Origin of the sequence: Planococcus halocryophilus (assembly GCF_001687585.2) — a bacterium.
Lineage (GTDB): Bacteria > Bacillota > Bacilli > Bacillales_A > Planococcaceae > Planococcus > Planococcus halocryophilus.
Genome location: NZ_CP016537.2, coordinates 1,472,002 through 1,487,975, shown reverse-complemented (window position 1 = coordinate 1,487,975; position 15,974 = coordinate 1,472,002). Strand labels below are relative to the sequence as shown.

At 40.3% G+C, this 15,974-nt stretch carries 17 protein-coding genes; 1 reads left to right on the top strand and 16 read right to left on the bottom strand.

Annotation, left to right across the window (positions count from 1 at the left end):
- Positions 1–8 precede the first annotated feature (8 nt).
- Positions 9–647 carry a transcriptional regulator CcpN gene (locus BBI08_RS07465; protein ID WP_008499001.1) on the bottom strand — a complete coding sequence of 213 codons (639 nt, stop codon included), beginning with the start codon at positions 645–647 and terminating at the stop codon, positions 9–11.
- Positions 648–973: 326 nt separating this feature from the next.
- On the opposite strand from BBI08_RS07465, the gene BBI08_RS07460 reads away from it, so the two are divergent.
- On the top strand, positions 974–2,350 hold the full coding sequence (locus BBI08_RS07460) for a glycine--tRNA ligase (protein ID WP_065527919.1): 1,377 nt from the start codon (positions 974–976) through the stop codon (positions 2,348–2,350).
- A gap of 143 nt (positions 2,351–2,493) precedes the next feature.
- Here the strand turns inward: BBI08_RS07460 and recO are convergent, their stop codons facing one another.
- The 15 genes from recO to dnaJ all read right to left on the bottom strand — a co-directional run bounded on the left by recO (position 2,494) and on the right by dnaJ (position 15,933).
- A complete protein-coding gene (recO, locus tag BBI08_RS07455; RefSeq protein ID WP_008499000.1) occupies positions 2,494–3,276 on the bottom strand; it encodes a DNA repair protein RecO in 783 nt (260 codons plus the stop codon).
- A gap of 12 nt (positions 3,277–3,288) precedes the next feature.
- Positions 3,289–4,206, bottom strand: coding sequence for a GTPase Era (gene era / locus BBI08_RS07450; RefSeq protein ID WP_008498999.1), 918 nt, complete (start codon positions 4,204–4,206; stop codon positions 3,289–3,291).
- Positions 4,190–4,600 (bottom strand): cytidine deaminase, encoded by a 411-nt coding sequence (locus BBI08_RS07445; RefSeq protein WP_008431620.1) that lies wholly within the window; start codon positions 4,598–4,600, stop codon positions 4,190–4,192. Before BBI08_RS07445 ends, era begins: the two co-directional genes overlap by 17 nt.
- Positions 4,601–4,620: 20 nt before the next feature.
- On the bottom strand, positions 4,621–4,974 hold the full coding sequence (locus tag BBI08_RS07440; protein ID WP_008498997.1) for a diacylglycerol kinase family protein: 354 nt from the start codon (positions 4,972–4,974) through the stop codon (positions 4,621–4,623).
- A complete protein-coding gene (ybeY, locus tag BBI08_RS07435) occupies positions 4,961–5,443 on the bottom strand; it encodes an rRNA maturation RNase YbeY (RefSeq protein ID WP_008498996.1) in 483 nt (160 codons plus the stop codon). The genes BBI08_RS07440 and ybeY overlap by 14 nt, the downstream gene beginning before the upstream one ends.
- A 14-nt stretch (positions 5,444–5,457) precedes the next feature.
- Positions 5,458–7,578: an HD family phosphohydrolase gene (locus BBI08_RS07430; protein WP_065527918.1), complete on the bottom strand. Its 2,121-nt coding sequence runs from the start codon at positions 7,576–7,578 to the stop codon at positions 5,458–5,460.
- A 176-nt stretch (positions 7,579–7,754) separates the two neighbouring features.
- Positions 7,755–8,714: a PhoH family protein gene (locus tag BBI08_RS07425; RefSeq protein WP_008498993.1), complete on the bottom strand. Its 960-nt coding sequence runs from the start codon at positions 8,712–8,714 to the stop codon at positions 7,755–7,757.
- Between the two features lie 229 nt (positions 8,715–8,943).
- Positions 8,944–9,429: a hypothetical protein gene (locus tag BBI08_RS07420; RefSeq protein ID WP_065527917.1), complete on the bottom strand. Its 486-nt coding sequence runs from the start codon at positions 9,427–9,429 to the stop codon at positions 8,944–8,946.
- A 30-nt stretch (positions 9,430–9,459) separates the two neighbouring features.
- Entirely contained in the window at positions 9,460–10,446 is a 987-nt protein-coding gene (floA, locus tag BBI08_RS07415) for a flotillin-like protein FloA (RefSeq protein ID WP_008498991.1), read from the bottom strand.
- 4 nt (positions 10,447–10,450) lie between these two features.
- The gene (locus tag BBI08_RS07410) at positions 10,451–11,776 is read right to left on the bottom strand and encodes an NfeD family protein (RefSeq protein WP_205847841.1); all 1,326 of its coding nucleotides are present in this window, start codon (positions 11,774–11,776) and stop codon (positions 10,451–10,453) included.
- A gap of 226 nt (positions 11,777–12,002) precedes the next feature.
- Positions 12,003–12,176 (bottom strand): 30S ribosomal protein S21, encoded by a 174-nt coding sequence (gene rpsU / locus BBI08_RS07405; protein WP_006828698.1) that lies wholly within the window; start codon positions 12,174–12,176, stop codon positions 12,003–12,005.
- 95 nt (positions 12,177–12,271) lie between these two features.
- Positions 12,272–12,940, bottom strand: a complete 669-nt coding sequence (deoC, locus tag BBI08_RS07400; protein WP_008498990.1) for a deoxyribose-phosphate aldolase — start codon at positions 12,938–12,940, stop codon at positions 12,272–12,274.
- Positions 12,941–13,003: 63 nt separating this feature from the next.
- Entirely contained in the window at positions 13,004–13,741 is a 738-nt protein-coding gene (locus tag BBI08_RS07395; protein ID WP_008498989.1) for a 16S rRNA (uracil(1498)-N(3))-methyltransferase, read from the bottom strand.
- A 12-nt stretch (positions 13,742–13,753) separates the two neighbouring features.
- Positions 13,754–14,695, bottom strand: coding sequence for a 50S ribosomal protein L11 methyltransferase (prmA, locus tag BBI08_RS07390; protein ID WP_065527916.1), 942 nt, complete (start codon positions 14,693–14,695; stop codon positions 13,754–13,756).
- 125 nt (positions 14,696–14,820) lie between these two features.
- Positions 14,821–15,933, bottom strand: coding sequence for a molecular chaperone DnaJ (gene dnaJ, locus BBI08_RS07385; protein ID WP_065527915.1), 1,113 nt, complete (start codon positions 15,931–15,933; stop codon positions 14,821–14,823).
- Positions 15,934–15,974 lie beyond the last annotated feature (41 nt).

Here is a 15,974-nt window from a genome sequence, read left to right as displayed (position 1 = left end):
TTGACACCTCACAAATCGTGGTTTTCAGATAATGATAAAAACGCACGAGTAATATTCGTTTTTGTTAATCTACCGACAACTTTAAAGCCGTCTGGCTGTTCTTCTACTACTGGTAGTGCATCGATTTGTTGATTGATCAAACGGTGCGCCGCTTGGATAAGCGATTCGTTTCTAGCGCAATATGTAATGTTCGGCATACGCGTCATAATAATATGTACCGGAATACTCGATAAATTTTGGCTGCCCAAACTTGCTCGCAACAAATCTTTTCTCGATAACACTCCTGCTAGATGCGAGTTTTTATCCACGACAAAAAGTGTCCCGACATCATCTAAAAACATTTGACTGATGGCATCGTATACACTAACATCTTCTCGGACAACAACCGGAATCGACTGAAAATCTTTAACTTTCATATTGTTCATCGTATCAGTAACATCTTGCCCTGGTTTTTTACCCGAATAAAAATAACCAACGCGGGGACGGGCATCTAAAAAACCTGCCATCGTTAAAATGGCTAAGTCCGGTCTAAGCGTTGATCTTGTTAAGTTTAAGCGATCCGCAATCTGTTCGCCAGTAATTGGACCATTGCCTTTAACAATTTGCAATATTTCTTCTTGTCGTTTATTGAGTTCGATTGGACTCACCGCCTCAAAAATAGATATATGTTATACTCAATATCAATTATTATATACTAATGCACGTGATATTGCGAAGAAAACATTGTCATGATACAATTATAAATGAACTTAATATAGGCAATGACGAATAAATGAGTACTGTAACTTTAGCGAGTAGGGATAGTGGAAGCCTACAACTACAGGAAACGGCGATTCCGAGCTATTTTTCTTTTAAAGTGGACTGCAAATTGCAGTCAATCGAGGTGGAACCGCGGGTCTTAACGTACTCGTCCTCGGGCATGTAACTATGTCCGAGGGCGAGTGCGATTTTTTATTTTATGGAGGTAATTTTTATGTCAATGGAAGATGTAGTAGCATTAGCAAAACACAGAGGCTTTGTTTTTCCAGGCTCTGAAATTTACGGCGGTTTAGCGAACACATGGGATTATGGCCCTCTTGGCGTCGAACTGAAAAACAATATTAAAAAAGCATGGTGGAAAAAATTCGTTCAAGAATCCCCTTATAACGTAGGACTTGACGCTGCCATTTTGATGAACCCGAAAACTTGGGTAGCTTCAGGACATGTTGGTAACTTTAATGACCCAATGATCGATTGTAAGAGCTGTAAAACTCGCCACCGCGCAGACAAATTAATCGAAGATGCATTAGATGCTAAAGGCATTGAATTGATCGTTGATGGTTTGTCATTTGACCGCATGGCAGAATTGATTCAAGAACACGAAGTAAAATGTACCGTTTGTGGCGCACTAGATTACACGGATATTCGCCAGTTTAACCTGATGTTCAAAACCTTCCAAGGTGTAACTGAAGCTTCAACAAACGAAGTTTTCTTGCGCCCAGAAACAGCTCAAGGGATTTTCGTTAACTATAAAAACGTCCAACGTTCAATGCGCAAAAAAATGCCTTTTGGTATTGCACAAATCGGTAAAAGTTTCCGTAACGAAATCACACCGGGTAACTTTACTTTCCGGACGCGTGAATTTGAACAAATGGAACTTGAATTTTTCTGCAAGCCTGGTGAAGATTTAGAATGGTACGCTTACTGGCGCGATTTCAGTAAAAACTGGCTTTTGAACTTGAATATGAATGAAGACAATATGCGCCTTCGCGAACATGATGAAGACGAACTATCTCATTACTCAAATGCAACAGTTGATATCGAATACAAATTCCCATTCGGCTGGGGCGAGCTTTGGGGCATTGCAGACCGTACTGATTTTGACTTGAAACGCCATATGGAACATTCGGGAGAAGATTTTAACTACATCGACCCAGTAACAAATGAGCGCTTTGTGCCTTATTGTATCGAGCCTTCTCTAGGCGCTGACCGTGTAACACTAGCTTTCTTAGTAGATGCCTACCAGCAAGAAGAGCTTGAAAACGACGAAAAACGCACAGTATTGAAGTTCCACCCTGCTTTAGCTCCTTATAAAGCAGCGATTCTTCCTTTATCAAAAAAATTAGCAGAAGGCGCAACCGGCGTATTCGCTGAATTAGCTAAACACTTCATGGTGGATTACGATGAGTCTCAATCGATTGGTAAACGTTACCGTCGCCAAGATGAAATCGGTACACCTTTCTGTATCACATATGACTTTGATTCAGTTGAAGATGGTCAAGTAACAGTACGCCACCGTGATTCAATGGAACAAACACGTATGCCGATTGCTGAAGTACAAGCATATATCGAAAAGCATATTCAGTTTTAAGTTAGAAAAGCGGGTTACAAAAAAAGTGGTGGAATAAATCTATTCCACCACTTTTTTATTCCCTCTCATAATCGGCGTGTGATTTGCTATCCTGTTCATTACTTCATGATAGTATCACTCCTAAAAGAAGAGTTGCCAAAAGACTATTTGTCTTTTGGCAACTCTTCTTTTTTCGGTAAAAATTCGGGTGTTCGTTCTAATTGCTCGAGAAACTTCCGTGACTTTAAGCGAATCCCCGCTTTTTCTTCGTAAATTGTGCGGACAATTTGTTTGAGTAAGCTCTTGGATTCTTTTTTCAGCGTCAAAGAACCCACTCGCTCAATTGGCACAAAATAGAACGTACGAATCAACTTCACTAACGCTGGACTCAACCGAATAATATAGCTGTCGATATGAAAACAACGATGACAAAGAAATCCTAGTTCTTGAAACGAAAAGGCAAATTCCCCTTCAGTCGACCCACAATTTGCGCATTGATGAAGTGTTGGTGTTAAACCTGCTGTTTGGAGCATTTTCCATTCGACAAACAACGTAATCGCTTCTGGGTCATACCCTTCGTCGATCGCATGAAGTGCTTGATACAACATATCAAAAATGGCAGGTTGTGGTTCGTCTTGTTCGGTTAAACGATCAATTAACTCAGTAACATAACTTGCATAAGCAGTAGACATGATGTCTTCACGAATATGCCGCAGTGATTCTAGTGGATCCCCCGCCTGTATAGTTCCCATGCCTTTTCCTTTATAGATGGAAAAACTGCCATGAGTAAATACTTGGGTAATTGCCGCCAAACGACTAGCAGGTTTTTTCGCACCTCTTGCCATACAAGTAATTTTCCCCGCTTCTTTCGTAAACAAGGTGACGATTTTATTGGTTTCGCCATAAGGCATTGTGCGAATGACAATACCTTCTACTTGATTTTGCATGGGAAGGACTCCTTAATATTCGTCTTCTCTGAAGCCGAAATCGCGTAAATGCATCGCTTTATTGCGCCAATCCTTTTGAACTTTTACCCATAATTCCAAGTACACTTTTGATCCAAGCAAGTTTTCAATATCTTGGCGAGCACGTGTGCCGATTTGTTTGAGCAAGACGCCTTTTTTACCGATCACAATACCTTTTTGAGAATCGCGCTCGACCATAATTGTTGCTTGTATTCGAATCATATTTTCGTTCTCTGAATCAGGTGCAATTTTTTCAATAACAACAGCAATCGAATGCGGAATTTCTTCGCGCGTCAAATGCAGTGCTTTCTCACGAATCAATTCAGAAATGATGAATCTTTCTGGGTGATCAGTGATCTGATCAGCCGGATAGTATTGAGGTCCTTCAGGAAGACGCTCATTAATTTTAGCTAGTAAAGTTTCAACGTTATTCCCTTCTAACGCAGAAATTGGAATCGCTTCTGCGAAATCAAATTCCTTACGGTACGACTCGATAATTTTCGGTAAATTATCAGGGTGTACTTGATCGATTTTATTAAGCACTAAAAATACTGGTACATCAATGCCTTTTAGCATTTCTAGTACATAGCGGTCTTCTTTACCAACGCGGTCCACACCACTTGCTACGAATAACAATACGTCAACTTCGCGGAACGTGTTTTTTGCAACTTTCAACATAAAGTCGCCTAATTTGTGGCGAGGTTCATTAATACCTGGTGTATCGATAAAAATCATTTGGCTATCATTTGTTGTCACAACGCCTTGAACTTTGTTTCGTGTTGTTTGGGGCTTATCACTCATAATCGCAATTTTTTGGCCCACGACACGGTTAAGAAACGTCGATTTACCGACGTTAGGACGACCAATGATTGAAATGAAACCTGATTTAAATCCGTTATTCTCTAGCTGCATATTTTAAATCCTCCGTTGAAAATGCGCCAGGAAGCAATTCACTAATTGTCGTTTCCTGAACGTCACCTTTTAAATTTGTTAAGTATACTGGCATATTTGGCGGACAAAACTCTGCCAATACTTGTCTACACGCACCACAAGGTGATACAGGCCCCGCTGTGTCTGCTGATACAGCTAAAGCTACGAACTTATTGTCACCTTCTGATACCGCTTTAAATACGGCTGTGCGCTCTGCACAATTTGTCAGTGAATAACCAGCGTTTTCAATATTACAGCCTAAGTAGACTTTTCCATCAGCTGTCAGTAACGCTGCACCGACAGGGAATTTTGAATAGGGCACATACGCATTGTTTCGTGCTTCTATCGATTGCTTCATCAATTGTTCTTTTTCCATTTTTAATCACCTCTGCGAATTTAAAACCATTTGGGTAAAAATATTATTAATCCAATTATAACACTCGCCGCTGCAAATACCAAAACAGCACCTGCCGCCATATCTTTTGCTTGTTTAGCGAGCGGATGAAGTTCAGCCGTCACCAAGTCGACGACCCGTTCAATGGCTGAATTGACCATCTCTAATGCAATCATGCCCGCAATTAATAAAATGACCACTAGCCATTCTGTGTAAGACAAAACCGTGAACCACCCTGCAATGACTACAATAATCGCGGCTATAAGGTGGAACCTGATATTTTGTTCACGTTTTAAAGCAGTTCCAATTCCTTGAGCTGCAAACCAAAAAGAACGGAAAAACCTACGCGCCGTCATGTTTATCACGCGTGATGCCGAGAGAGACTAAAATCTCCTCTTGGCGAGAAAACATCTTTTTTTCATCTTCTTCTGTCAGGTGATCATAGCCTAACAAGTGCAAAAAACCGTGAACTGCTAGAAAACCGAGTTCTCTTTCAAATGAGTGACCAAAATCTGCAGCTTGCTCTTTTGTCCGGTCTAAAGAAATAATGATGTCACCCAACATGCGCGGTTCCTGTGAACCGATAATCGCTGTTTCTCCTTCTCCCATTTCTTCCATGGCAAACGAAATTACATCCGTCGGTTGGTCTTTGCCACGGTATTCACGGTTAATGTCACGAATCATTTCGTTGGTCACAAAAGTCACGGATACTTCAGAATCCGTGACTTTTTCTTGTTTCGCAGCATGCTCCAATATTTTTTGCACAAAATCCAATTCTTCTTGGTCCAAACTTTCTGTTTCATCCATAAAATCGATAGCTATCATAACAGTTCCTCCTGTCAGTTGGTTTCTTTCGGATATTCAATACGCGAATGGAATATCCCATTTAAAGTATCACACATTACCGCTTTTACCTTTTTTAGTTCTTTTAAAGATATATCGCATTCTTCGAACTGCCCATCTTTAAGTTTATCTTCTACAATCGAATCTACCAATTTTTTTATCTTTTCTGATGTTGGTTCTTTCATTGATCGAACTGCAGCTTCTAAACTATCCGCTATGGATATAATCGCAATTTCTTTTGTTTGTGGCTTAGGTCCTTGATAACGATAGGTGTTTTCATCAAGATCGGGATTTGTTTCTTTTGCTTTGTAGTAGAAAAATTTCAATAGACTCGTACCGTGATGTTGCGCAGCAACATCAATAATTTCTTTCGGCATTTTATGCTTTTTTAACATTTGGGCCCCATGTATACCATGCGCCAAAATAATATCCCTACTTTTCTCAGGAGGCAAACGATCATGTGGATTTTCAATATTTACTTGGTTCTCGATAAAAAATTGCGGGTATTTCGTTTTGCCAATATCGTGATAATAACAACCGACTCTAGCAAGTAACCCATTTGCTCCAATCGCCTCACAAGACGCGTCCGCCAAATTCGCCACCATCAAACTGTGATGATAAGTACCTGGTGTTTCCATCAAAATTTTCTTTAGTAGTGGATGATTCGGATTGGATAATTCGATCAACCGCATTGTTGATAGCATACCAAATGCCGATTCGAAAAATGGCAAAAATCCAATTGCCAATGCTCCAGACAATAACCCCGAGACAATCGCAGCTGAAAAATAAAATCCGACTTCTGACCAACTATACTGTGTTTGGCCAAGCAATAAATAAAAAGCGACAAACAACGCGTTAGTGCCCGCTACCGCTAAACTGATGTGCAGTAAACGTCCACGTCCGCCTACTCGATCGATTAAATAAATCGCTGTCAATCCACCAAAAAGAATATAAAAGGCGACGTCTACTTGTAAAGTAGCGGAATAGCCACTCGGCAACATTAAACCTGCTGCTGCGCTAACAAAAATAGTGACATATACAGCCGCTCGCTCATTGACTAGCAAGCATATTAACATTCCTGCTAAAGCTGTCGGGAAGAAAAAAGAAATTACTAAATCAAAATTTCCGCTAATAGCAGACAGTAACTTCATCAATATTAATGAAATAGAAATTGTCACCATTACCACAAGCATCTCGGTAACTTTGTTTTTATCGTCTTTTTTCGAACGAGAAATAACGATGAACATTAGTCCTACTGCAATGATGACGAATATTAACAACCCTAATAACGGTTTGTAATTTAGCCGCTCTTCGGTCATGCCAACCAATTCTAGCTGACGGTAAACTTCCCGGTCGATCACTTGACCTTCTTGAACAAGAACTTGTCCTTGTAAAATACGTGTTGGTTCAACACTATTTCGAATTTGTTCTACTTGTTTCGCTGTTAATTCTTCATTGACTACCTCGTTTGCAATTATACCAAATCGGCCAATGGTCAATGCCGCTTGAATAATATCGTTAGGAATCGTTTCATTGCGGCGAATATCTTGTTCAATCTCGGTTCGATAACGCGCCACTTCTTCTACACGAATAGATTCATTCAAAGAGGATTGCAATAAGTTGTTTAATTCTTCTTGGACACTAATTAAGCGTGCTTCTGAAAGTGACAATAATGAACTTAGCATATCGTCTGTTAAACGCAATCCATTATCACTTGTTTCTAACAATCTTAAATCTTCTCTCAGTTCCGCAATCATTTCCTCTTGAGTCAATCGATCTTCTTCTTGTTCTGGAGCAGCTTTAACGTCCATAATATAACCAAATATCGATGCGACCAAAGCGGTTTGATTGTCTACTATTTCACTCATAAATTGATAGCTTGGCGATACTTCTTCAGTAAGCCGTTGTCTTTCTAACTCCGTTTTAACTGGATCTTCAACGGTTTTTTCAGAGCGTATTGTTTCAGATGATAATTGGAACAATTGTATATCGTATGTATCACTTTGAACAGAATCCATTAAAAATCCGTATAAGATGATGCCTGTCAACAAGATGCCTGCCATCATTATTTTCCGATAACCCAGTTTCTCAAAAAGATCTTGTGCTTTTTGACGCATCCTACCCCACCCCACATTTCCTAGTTCCATCATAACAACTAAAGAAATAGATTTCACCGTGTTTTTTTCTAATAATTTGAAATTATGTCTGTATAAACGAGTAGTAGAAAATCTCTTAACTATTTTATAGAAAAAAGGTGCAGGGAAAGTGATCCCTACACCTTGCTCTATACTCTTTAAGTTGGCTGATTTTCATAAGCATCAATAATTTTTGCCACAAGTGGGTGACGAACCACATCACCACTTTCAAGGTATTGAAAATGGATATTTCGCACACTTGATAAAATCGTTTCAGCGGCAATTAATCCAGATTCAGCACCACGAGGCAAATCAATTTGAGTTTTGTCACCAGTAATAACCATTTTCGATCCAAAACCGAGACGTGTTAAGAACATTTTCATCTGTGCTTTTGTGGTATTTTGCGCTTCATCTAGAATAACAAAAGCTTCATCTAATGTGCGTCCTCTCATATACGCCAAAGGAGCAATTTCAATGGTCCCACGCTCGATAAAGCGGTTGGTTTGTTCGAGCCCTAACACGTCATGCAGCGCATCATATAGTGGACGTAAATATGGATCAACTTTCTCTTTTAAATCCCCTGGTAAAAACCCGAGACTTTCGCCTGCTTCAACAGCGGGCCTTGTCAAAATTATTTTCTTCACATGACCGTTTTTTAGTGCTTGGACGGCCAGAACGACTGCAAGATACGTTTTACCGGTACCGGCAGGACCAATCCCAAAAACTAAATCTTTGTTGCGAATTGCATGAATATAATGCCTCTGCCCAATGGTTTTTGCGCGAATCGTTTTGCCGTTAGCATTACGCGCAACTTCTTCATCATAAAGTTCAGCAAAATATTCGATTGTACCATTTTTAGCCATCTCAATTGCTGAGACGATATCGCGCTGATCAATATTGATGTTTTTGCGGATAACCCGCAATAATTGTTCTATTAATAATTTCCCCGTTTGTTTGTCTGCCTCAGAACCAGCTAATTTAATGACTTCTCCACGGGTGATAATTTGAATGTTAAAAGCTTCTTCGATTAATGTTAAATGGCTATCTGATATCCCGAGCAGCTGTACCGCTTCATTTGGGTCTTTCACATGTAATTCTAGTAGGTTATTTTCTGTCATGTGGACGCTCCTTAGGATCGAGTATTTACTGCTAATTTCACTCTATCATTAAAGATAATCACTTGTAAAATATTTGTTCTGTGCACCTTTAACGTGAAAAATTTACCTTTTACCTAAATATCCTAATAATTCTATTTTATCAGCAGAGAAAATTCCGCTTATTTTTTTTAGTTTACATAATAAAAATATGGATACTAAAAATCAGCCAGTTTTCACTGACTGATTTTCATTAGCGCTTTGACTTTGGCGGCATTAAAATTTCCGCCATGATAATTCCTTTTCTGACGTCCTCATCGCTAAGTGGCAATAATTCATCAGAAGTTTTCTCTACTTTAGGAACTGCAGGTTGATTGCGGATTGATCTTGATTGGCTTAGTGATGTACGACTTTGTGTATTACTAGATGTAACGCGACGCTCTACTTCTTGACGCGCTTCGCGAAGAGGCGTTCGATCCACAACTTCTACCGCTTTTTGCTTTGCCTCTTCTAAACGATCAGACCCTTGAGCTTTTTGATTTTGCAGTTCACCATAAAGTTCCTTTGCATAATCTTCTACTCGTTTGAACCGGGTTTGCGCAGAACGACTTTCTCTCGTAGTTGATGTAGTTGTCGAAAAGGGCTTTACCGGAGCATCTCTTTTATTGGAATCTTTTTTGTTTTTATTAAAAAAAGCACTTACCGCCATGATGACAAGTCCAAATATGAGAGCTTCCACACGACAAACCTCCCTTATGGCTAACGCCCATTATTTGTTGTCGGATTTATCCGTGCTGGTTTTTGAAATAGAATCGCGCATACTTGTATCAGCTTGGATATTTTTGTAGTTCACGTAATCCATAACGCCAATATTCCCGTTGCGAAGGGCTTCAGACATTGCAAGTGGTACTTCTGCTTCTGCTTCTACAACTTTCGCTCTCATTTCCACAACTTTTGCTTTCATTTCTTGTTCGCTTGCAACAGCCATCGCGCGGCGCTCTTCAGCTTTTGCTTGAGCAATTTTCTTATCTGCTTCTGCTTGTTCTGTTTGTAGTTCCGCTCCAATGTTTTTACCGATATCAACGTCTGCAATATCGATAGACAGAATTTCAAACGCTGTACCGGAATCAAGACCTTTCGATAAAACTGTTTGAGAAATTAGATCTGGGTTTTCAAGAACTTTTTTATGGCTTGTGCTTGAACCAAGTGTCGAAACAATCCCTTCACCAACACGGGCAACAATTGTTTCTTCCCCAGCACCACCGACTAAACGGTCGATATTTGCGCGAACTGTAATACGCGCTTTTGCTTTTACTTCGATCCCGTCCATTGCCACACCGGCGATAAATGGTGTTTCAATCACTTTCGGGTTTACCGACATTTGAACAGCTTCTAGCACGTCACGACCTGCTAGGTCAATCGCCGCTGCGCGTTCAAATGGCAATTCGATATTGGCACGGTGAGCCGCGATTAATGCGTTAACAACACGATCAACGTTACCACCTGCTAAGTAATGACTCTCCAATTGATTAATAGTTACCGTTAATCCCGCTTTTGAAGCTTTGATTAACGGGTTAACAATACGCGATGGAATAACACGACGTAATCTCATCCCTATTAGTGTAAAGATACTGATTCTTACGCCTGCAGCTAATGCTGAAATCCATAACGTAATCGGAACGAACGTAAAGAATATTGCCAAAATAACGATAATACCAATGATTGCTGCGCCTAGACCAATTGTTTCAAGTCCCATTCTCTTATTCCTCCTCTTGTTTATCCAGCTCACGAACTACGATTCGTGAACCTTCTACCTTGATAATCTTAACATTTTTGCCACTGTCTATAAATCTTCCCTCAGAGACAGCATCGATTCGCTCATCGTCTAGCTGAATTGTACCTGATGGACGCAATGCAGTCAGTGTTCGTGCAATTTTACCGACAAGTTCTGGACGGTTTGTAGTCGATACATAACCACTTGCCGTATCGGTGGCGTCCGTCAAAATAATGCGTTTGAACAAACTCAGTCGTTTACCAAAAAACTTCACTACGATCACCATCCCTACTGTTGCTACTACCATTGCTATAAGTACTGCTATGGCGGTGGTTTTCAAGTCTCCTCCCGCCAATAAGATACTACCGAGAATAGCCGCAACTCCTAAAAATCCAGCCACACCACCCGGTATGATAAACTCAGCTACTAAAAGTCCGAAACCAATAATCAATAAAATGATGGATTCGTAACCTGCTAAGCCGGCCACTAAGTGACCATAAAAAAACAACAGTAAAAATACCATTCCGATAAACCCTGGAACTCCGACTCCTGGCGTGAATAGCTCAAGTAACAAGCCAAGTCCTGCAAATGATAAAAGAATCGGCACGATAAACGGATTCGTTAAAAAGCGAGCTAGACTTTCCGAAAACGTTTCGTCAATTGTAACAATTGTTGCGTCCTGAAAGCCCTTTAACGCTAAAAGCTCACTTAACGAACTAACGGTTCCTTCTGAATATCCTACTTGCTCAGCTTCTTTCGCATCTAAAGTTAATAATTTACCTTTAGCTGCGCCCACTTCTGGAAGATCTATTGATGCATCGGCCATGGCCAAGGCATACTGGGGATCTCGGTCAACTGTTTGTGCTGCACTTTTCATTGAGGACAACCAAGCACTATTTGCTTTATCAGCCGCTGCATTCCCTGACTGATTTATTACTTGTGCCGCTCCCATGCGCCCGTTAGGATGCATGTAAATTTCGTCATTATGCAAAGCAAGAAACGCACCAGCAGACAAAGCGTCTTGATTAACAAAAGCCAGTGTTTCTAAATCTGTTTTGTCTAACAGACGAGCAATGCCATCTGCTGCATCTACAAATCCACCCGGTGTATCTATTTCAAATATGATGGCTTCGGCTCCAGCATCTTCCGCTTCTTCAATCCCCCGTTCGATAAAAGCCTGCAATCCTCTTTCAACTTCATCTTCGATTGGAATAACGTACACCGTCGAAGTATCCGCCTGGATAGTTGGGAGCACAAGTAGAAACGATAATAGCAAAAGTCCAAAACCCATAAAGACTTTGACTTTGCTCAACAGGATCTCTCCTTTCGCATTTCAAATTTCTTCTGCACCATATATACGGTTGAACTGTGAAGAAGTTTCAATTTACTATACTTATATTATAGAGGAAATCTTCTGCAATAACGAAAGAATGCGCTTACTTATGTGACAATTAGAAAAACCGCCAACACAAGATTGTGTTGGCGGTTTTCGCTGGTCGTTCATATTTTTTAAAAGTCTATATGCTTCTTAAAGTCAATTAAAATTTACGTTTACGCGCAGCTTCTGATTTTAGTTTACGTTTCACGCTCGGCTTATCATAGTACTCGCGCTTTCTTACCTCTTGCATTGTTCCAGATTTAGAAACAGTGCGTTTGAAGCGGCGAAGAGCATCTTCAATCGATTCGTTTTTACGAACTGTAGTTTTTGACATCTCTTTTTCCCTCCCTCCGAACACACGTTGAAGCGAAGAGCAACAAGTGTTATATACTCAAAAATTATATCGTATTCTAGATGAAAGGTCAATAGTTAATAATCAGAATCAGAAGTTAAGCCTTGCATGATTTTAACGCCAGAACTTGCGCCAATACGCGTAGCTCCTGCTTCGATCATTGCTTCTACATCTTCTAAGCTACGTACGCCACCTGATGCTTTAATACCCATATCTGGACCAACTGTTTGACGCATCAATTTCACATCTTCAACTGTCGCTCCACCTGTTGAGAAGCCAGTAGAAGTTTTAACAAAATCCGCTCCAGCTTCTTTAGATAATTGGGAAGCGGTTACTTTTTCTTCGTCCGTTAACAAGCACGTCTCAAGAATTACTTTGACGATTGCTTTGCCTTTAGCTGCATTGACAACTGCTTCAATATCTTTTTTCACGTGATCTGTATTGCCGCTCTTTAATGCGCCAATGTTTAAAACCATATCAATTTCACCAGCGCCTTTAGAAATAGCATCCGTTGTTTCAAAAGCTTTTGTCTCAGGCGTAGAAGCTCCTAATGGGAAGCCAATAACTGTACAAACTTTCACTTCACTATTTGTTAATTCTGCAGCTGCTTTTTCAACCCAAGTTGGATTTACGCAAACAGAAGCGAAATTGTATTCTGCTGCTTCTTTGCATAGCTGAACAACTTGGCTTTCTGTTGATTCAGGTTTTAATAAAGTATGGTCGATATAAGATGCAATGTTTGTCATTTTTAAAAATCCCCATTCTATATAGAAGTCGTTTGTTTTCCCAGCTCATTCCCTACAGGAAACTTATTCGAACTCGTAGGAAATAGCTGACAGTGCATACAAAGGAGCGGTTTCGGTCCGCAGAATTCGTGGCCCAAGAGAAGTAAAAATAGCGCCAAAGTTTTTCAGCGCCTGGACTTCAGCATCAGAAATTCCACCTTCAGGACCAAAAACAAGTAACACTGAATCTTTATCATACAATGATTTTATAATTTCAGCAAACCGTGTTCTGACGCCTTGTCTTGCCTCTTCTTCATAAGCTACAATGACTGCGTCATACGCTTCCGCTTTACTTAATAATTGCTTAAAGCTATGGATGTTGTGAATTTCAGGAAGATGCGTTCTATGCGATTGCTCAGCCGCTTCTTTCGCAATTTTTTGAAGACGACCGATTTTTTTATCACTTTTTGCATTGTCCCATTTTACAATCGAACGTTCTGCTGAAAACGGCAAAAGCGCATACATACCCAGTTCCGTCGCTTTTTGAGTAATCAAATCAAGCTTGTCGCCTTTAGGTAATCCACAAGCAATCGTCACTTTTTTCGGAAGCTCTACTTGCACTTCTATTCTGTTTCTAATTTCAACTTCTACATCAAAATCTGCTGATACAATTTCTGCTTGGTACGCTTGGTCTTCGATAACAACGATCAAGTTGCCCCCAACAGTTTGACGCATAACTTTGGCGATGTGCTTTGCATCATCGCCAGTTATTGCCACTATTCGATTTTCAGGAATTTCACCTTCTATAAAATATCGTTGCATCGTGGCACCTCGTTATTCCGGTTTTTTTGAAATGATGGTAACCCAGTCTTCCATCATCATAACATCTTCAATAACAAAGCCAGATGCTTCCAGAGCCGCTTTTACATCATTTTTTTTCGCCGAGATGATGCCTGATGTAATATAGACTCCACCTGATTTAACAATCTTAAATGCATCATCTGTAAATGACATAATGACTTCCGCCAAAATATTAGCAACCACTACGTCACCTGGTTGATCAATTTTATCCGTCAAATTGCCTTCTTCTACCGTCACAACATCTTGAACTTTATTTAATTTGACGTTGATATTCGCAGATCTGACTGCCACTTCATCTAAATCCAGTGCATACACTTCTTTAGCGGACAGTAAAGCTGCTCCAATTGCCAATACACCAGAACCGGTCCCGATATCAATAACACGATCAGCTGGTTTGACCATTTTCTCTAATGCTTGAAGGCTCATCACAGTTGTTGGGTGAGTTCCTGTACCAAAAGCCATTCCAGGATCCAATTCAATGATTAACTCGTCGCTTGAAACCGGGTTATACGTTTCCCATGTTGGAACAATTGTAAAGCGTTTAGATATTTTCACAGGGTGATAATATTTTTTCCACGCTGTAGCCCATTCTTCTTCATTTACTTCGCTAATGGTTACTTCGTTTTTGCCCAAGTTAATGTCAAATGTCACTAAGTTATTAATCGCCAGTTTAATCGCCTCTACAGTTTCCCCTAAAAAGCTATTAACAGGAAGATATGCTTTTAAAATAACGCCATCTACTGGAAAATCTTCAGGATCTAACGAATAAATTTCACCAAAGCGATCTTCTCGTTCTTTTGTTAAATCTTCTGAGTCTTCAATGACAACACCGCTCGCGCCTGCTTCGTGCATGATATTGGAAACTGCTTCAATTGCTTCATTTGTCGTATGAATCGACAGTTCTGACCATTTCAATAGTGCCCAGCTCCTTTTCCACTTTTACAGTCAGTAAGACTCTCGCAAGTCGCAAGAGTCTTCTGCCTGTAAAATTGAATTGCTTTAGCCGCCGATGAATAAAAAAGCATCCATCATTTCAGCTATTATGAGTCGCCTTTAATAGTGCGTTTGATTTTTGCAAAAAGAGAACTGCTATGTTCTTCCGGAATATCTCCGCTAATTTCAGCAAATTCACGTAATAGCTGTTTTTGTTTCTCACTAAGTTTTGTTTGTGTTTTTATGCGAACAATAATATGTTGATCACCTGTTCCGTAGCCGTGGACATTTTTAACACCTTTGCCCTTCAAGCGGAAACGTGCTCCACTTTGTGTACCAGCTGGAATTTTCAGTTTCACTTTCCCTGAAATTGTTGGCACTTCAATCTCATCACCTAATGCGGCTTGCGGATAAGTGACCGATATTTCTAAATAAATGTCATCGCCTTCACGTTGGAATTGCTTATGTGGTTTTACGCGGAATACAACGTATAAATCTCCTGCTGGTCCTCCGTTAATACCTGGTCCACCTTGACCTGTCACTCGTAATTGCTGACCATCGTCAACGCCTGCTGGAATCGTAACTTTAATTTTGTTTACTTTGCGGACTCTTCCTTGGCCTCGGCAAGTTGGACATTTCTCTTCAATAATTTGCCCTGAACCTTCACAATGTTGACAAGTACGACGATTGACCATGCGACCAAAAGGTGTGTCCTGCGTTACATTGGTTTGACCCGAACCTTCGCAATATGGACATGTTTTTTTCTTCGTCCCTGGTTTAGCCCCAGAGCCATCGCACGTGTCACATGTTTCATCTTTAGGAATTTCAACTTCAGCTTCTTTACCAAATACAGCATCCATAAAGTCGATTGTCATCGAATACTGTAAATCGTCACCTTTACGCGGCGCGTTCGGGTCGCGACGTCTTGCACCGCCACCAAAGAAAGTACTGAAAATATCGTCGAAACCAAACCCTTCTGCTCCGCCACCAAAGCCTTGGTTCGGATCTTGATGACCAAATTGATCGTATTGTGCACGTTTTTGATCGTCACTTAATACTTCATAGGCATCTTTTACTTCTTGGAATTTCTCAGATGCATCTGCATCTTTATTAATATCTGGGTGGAATTTTTTCGATAAAGTCCGGTATGCTTTTTTAATCTCTTCTTTGGAAGCAGACTTGGATACACCCAGCACTTCATAATAATCTCGCTTGTTCATAAGTCACTCTCCCTTAGCAATCAATTGTAATTGTACACGGT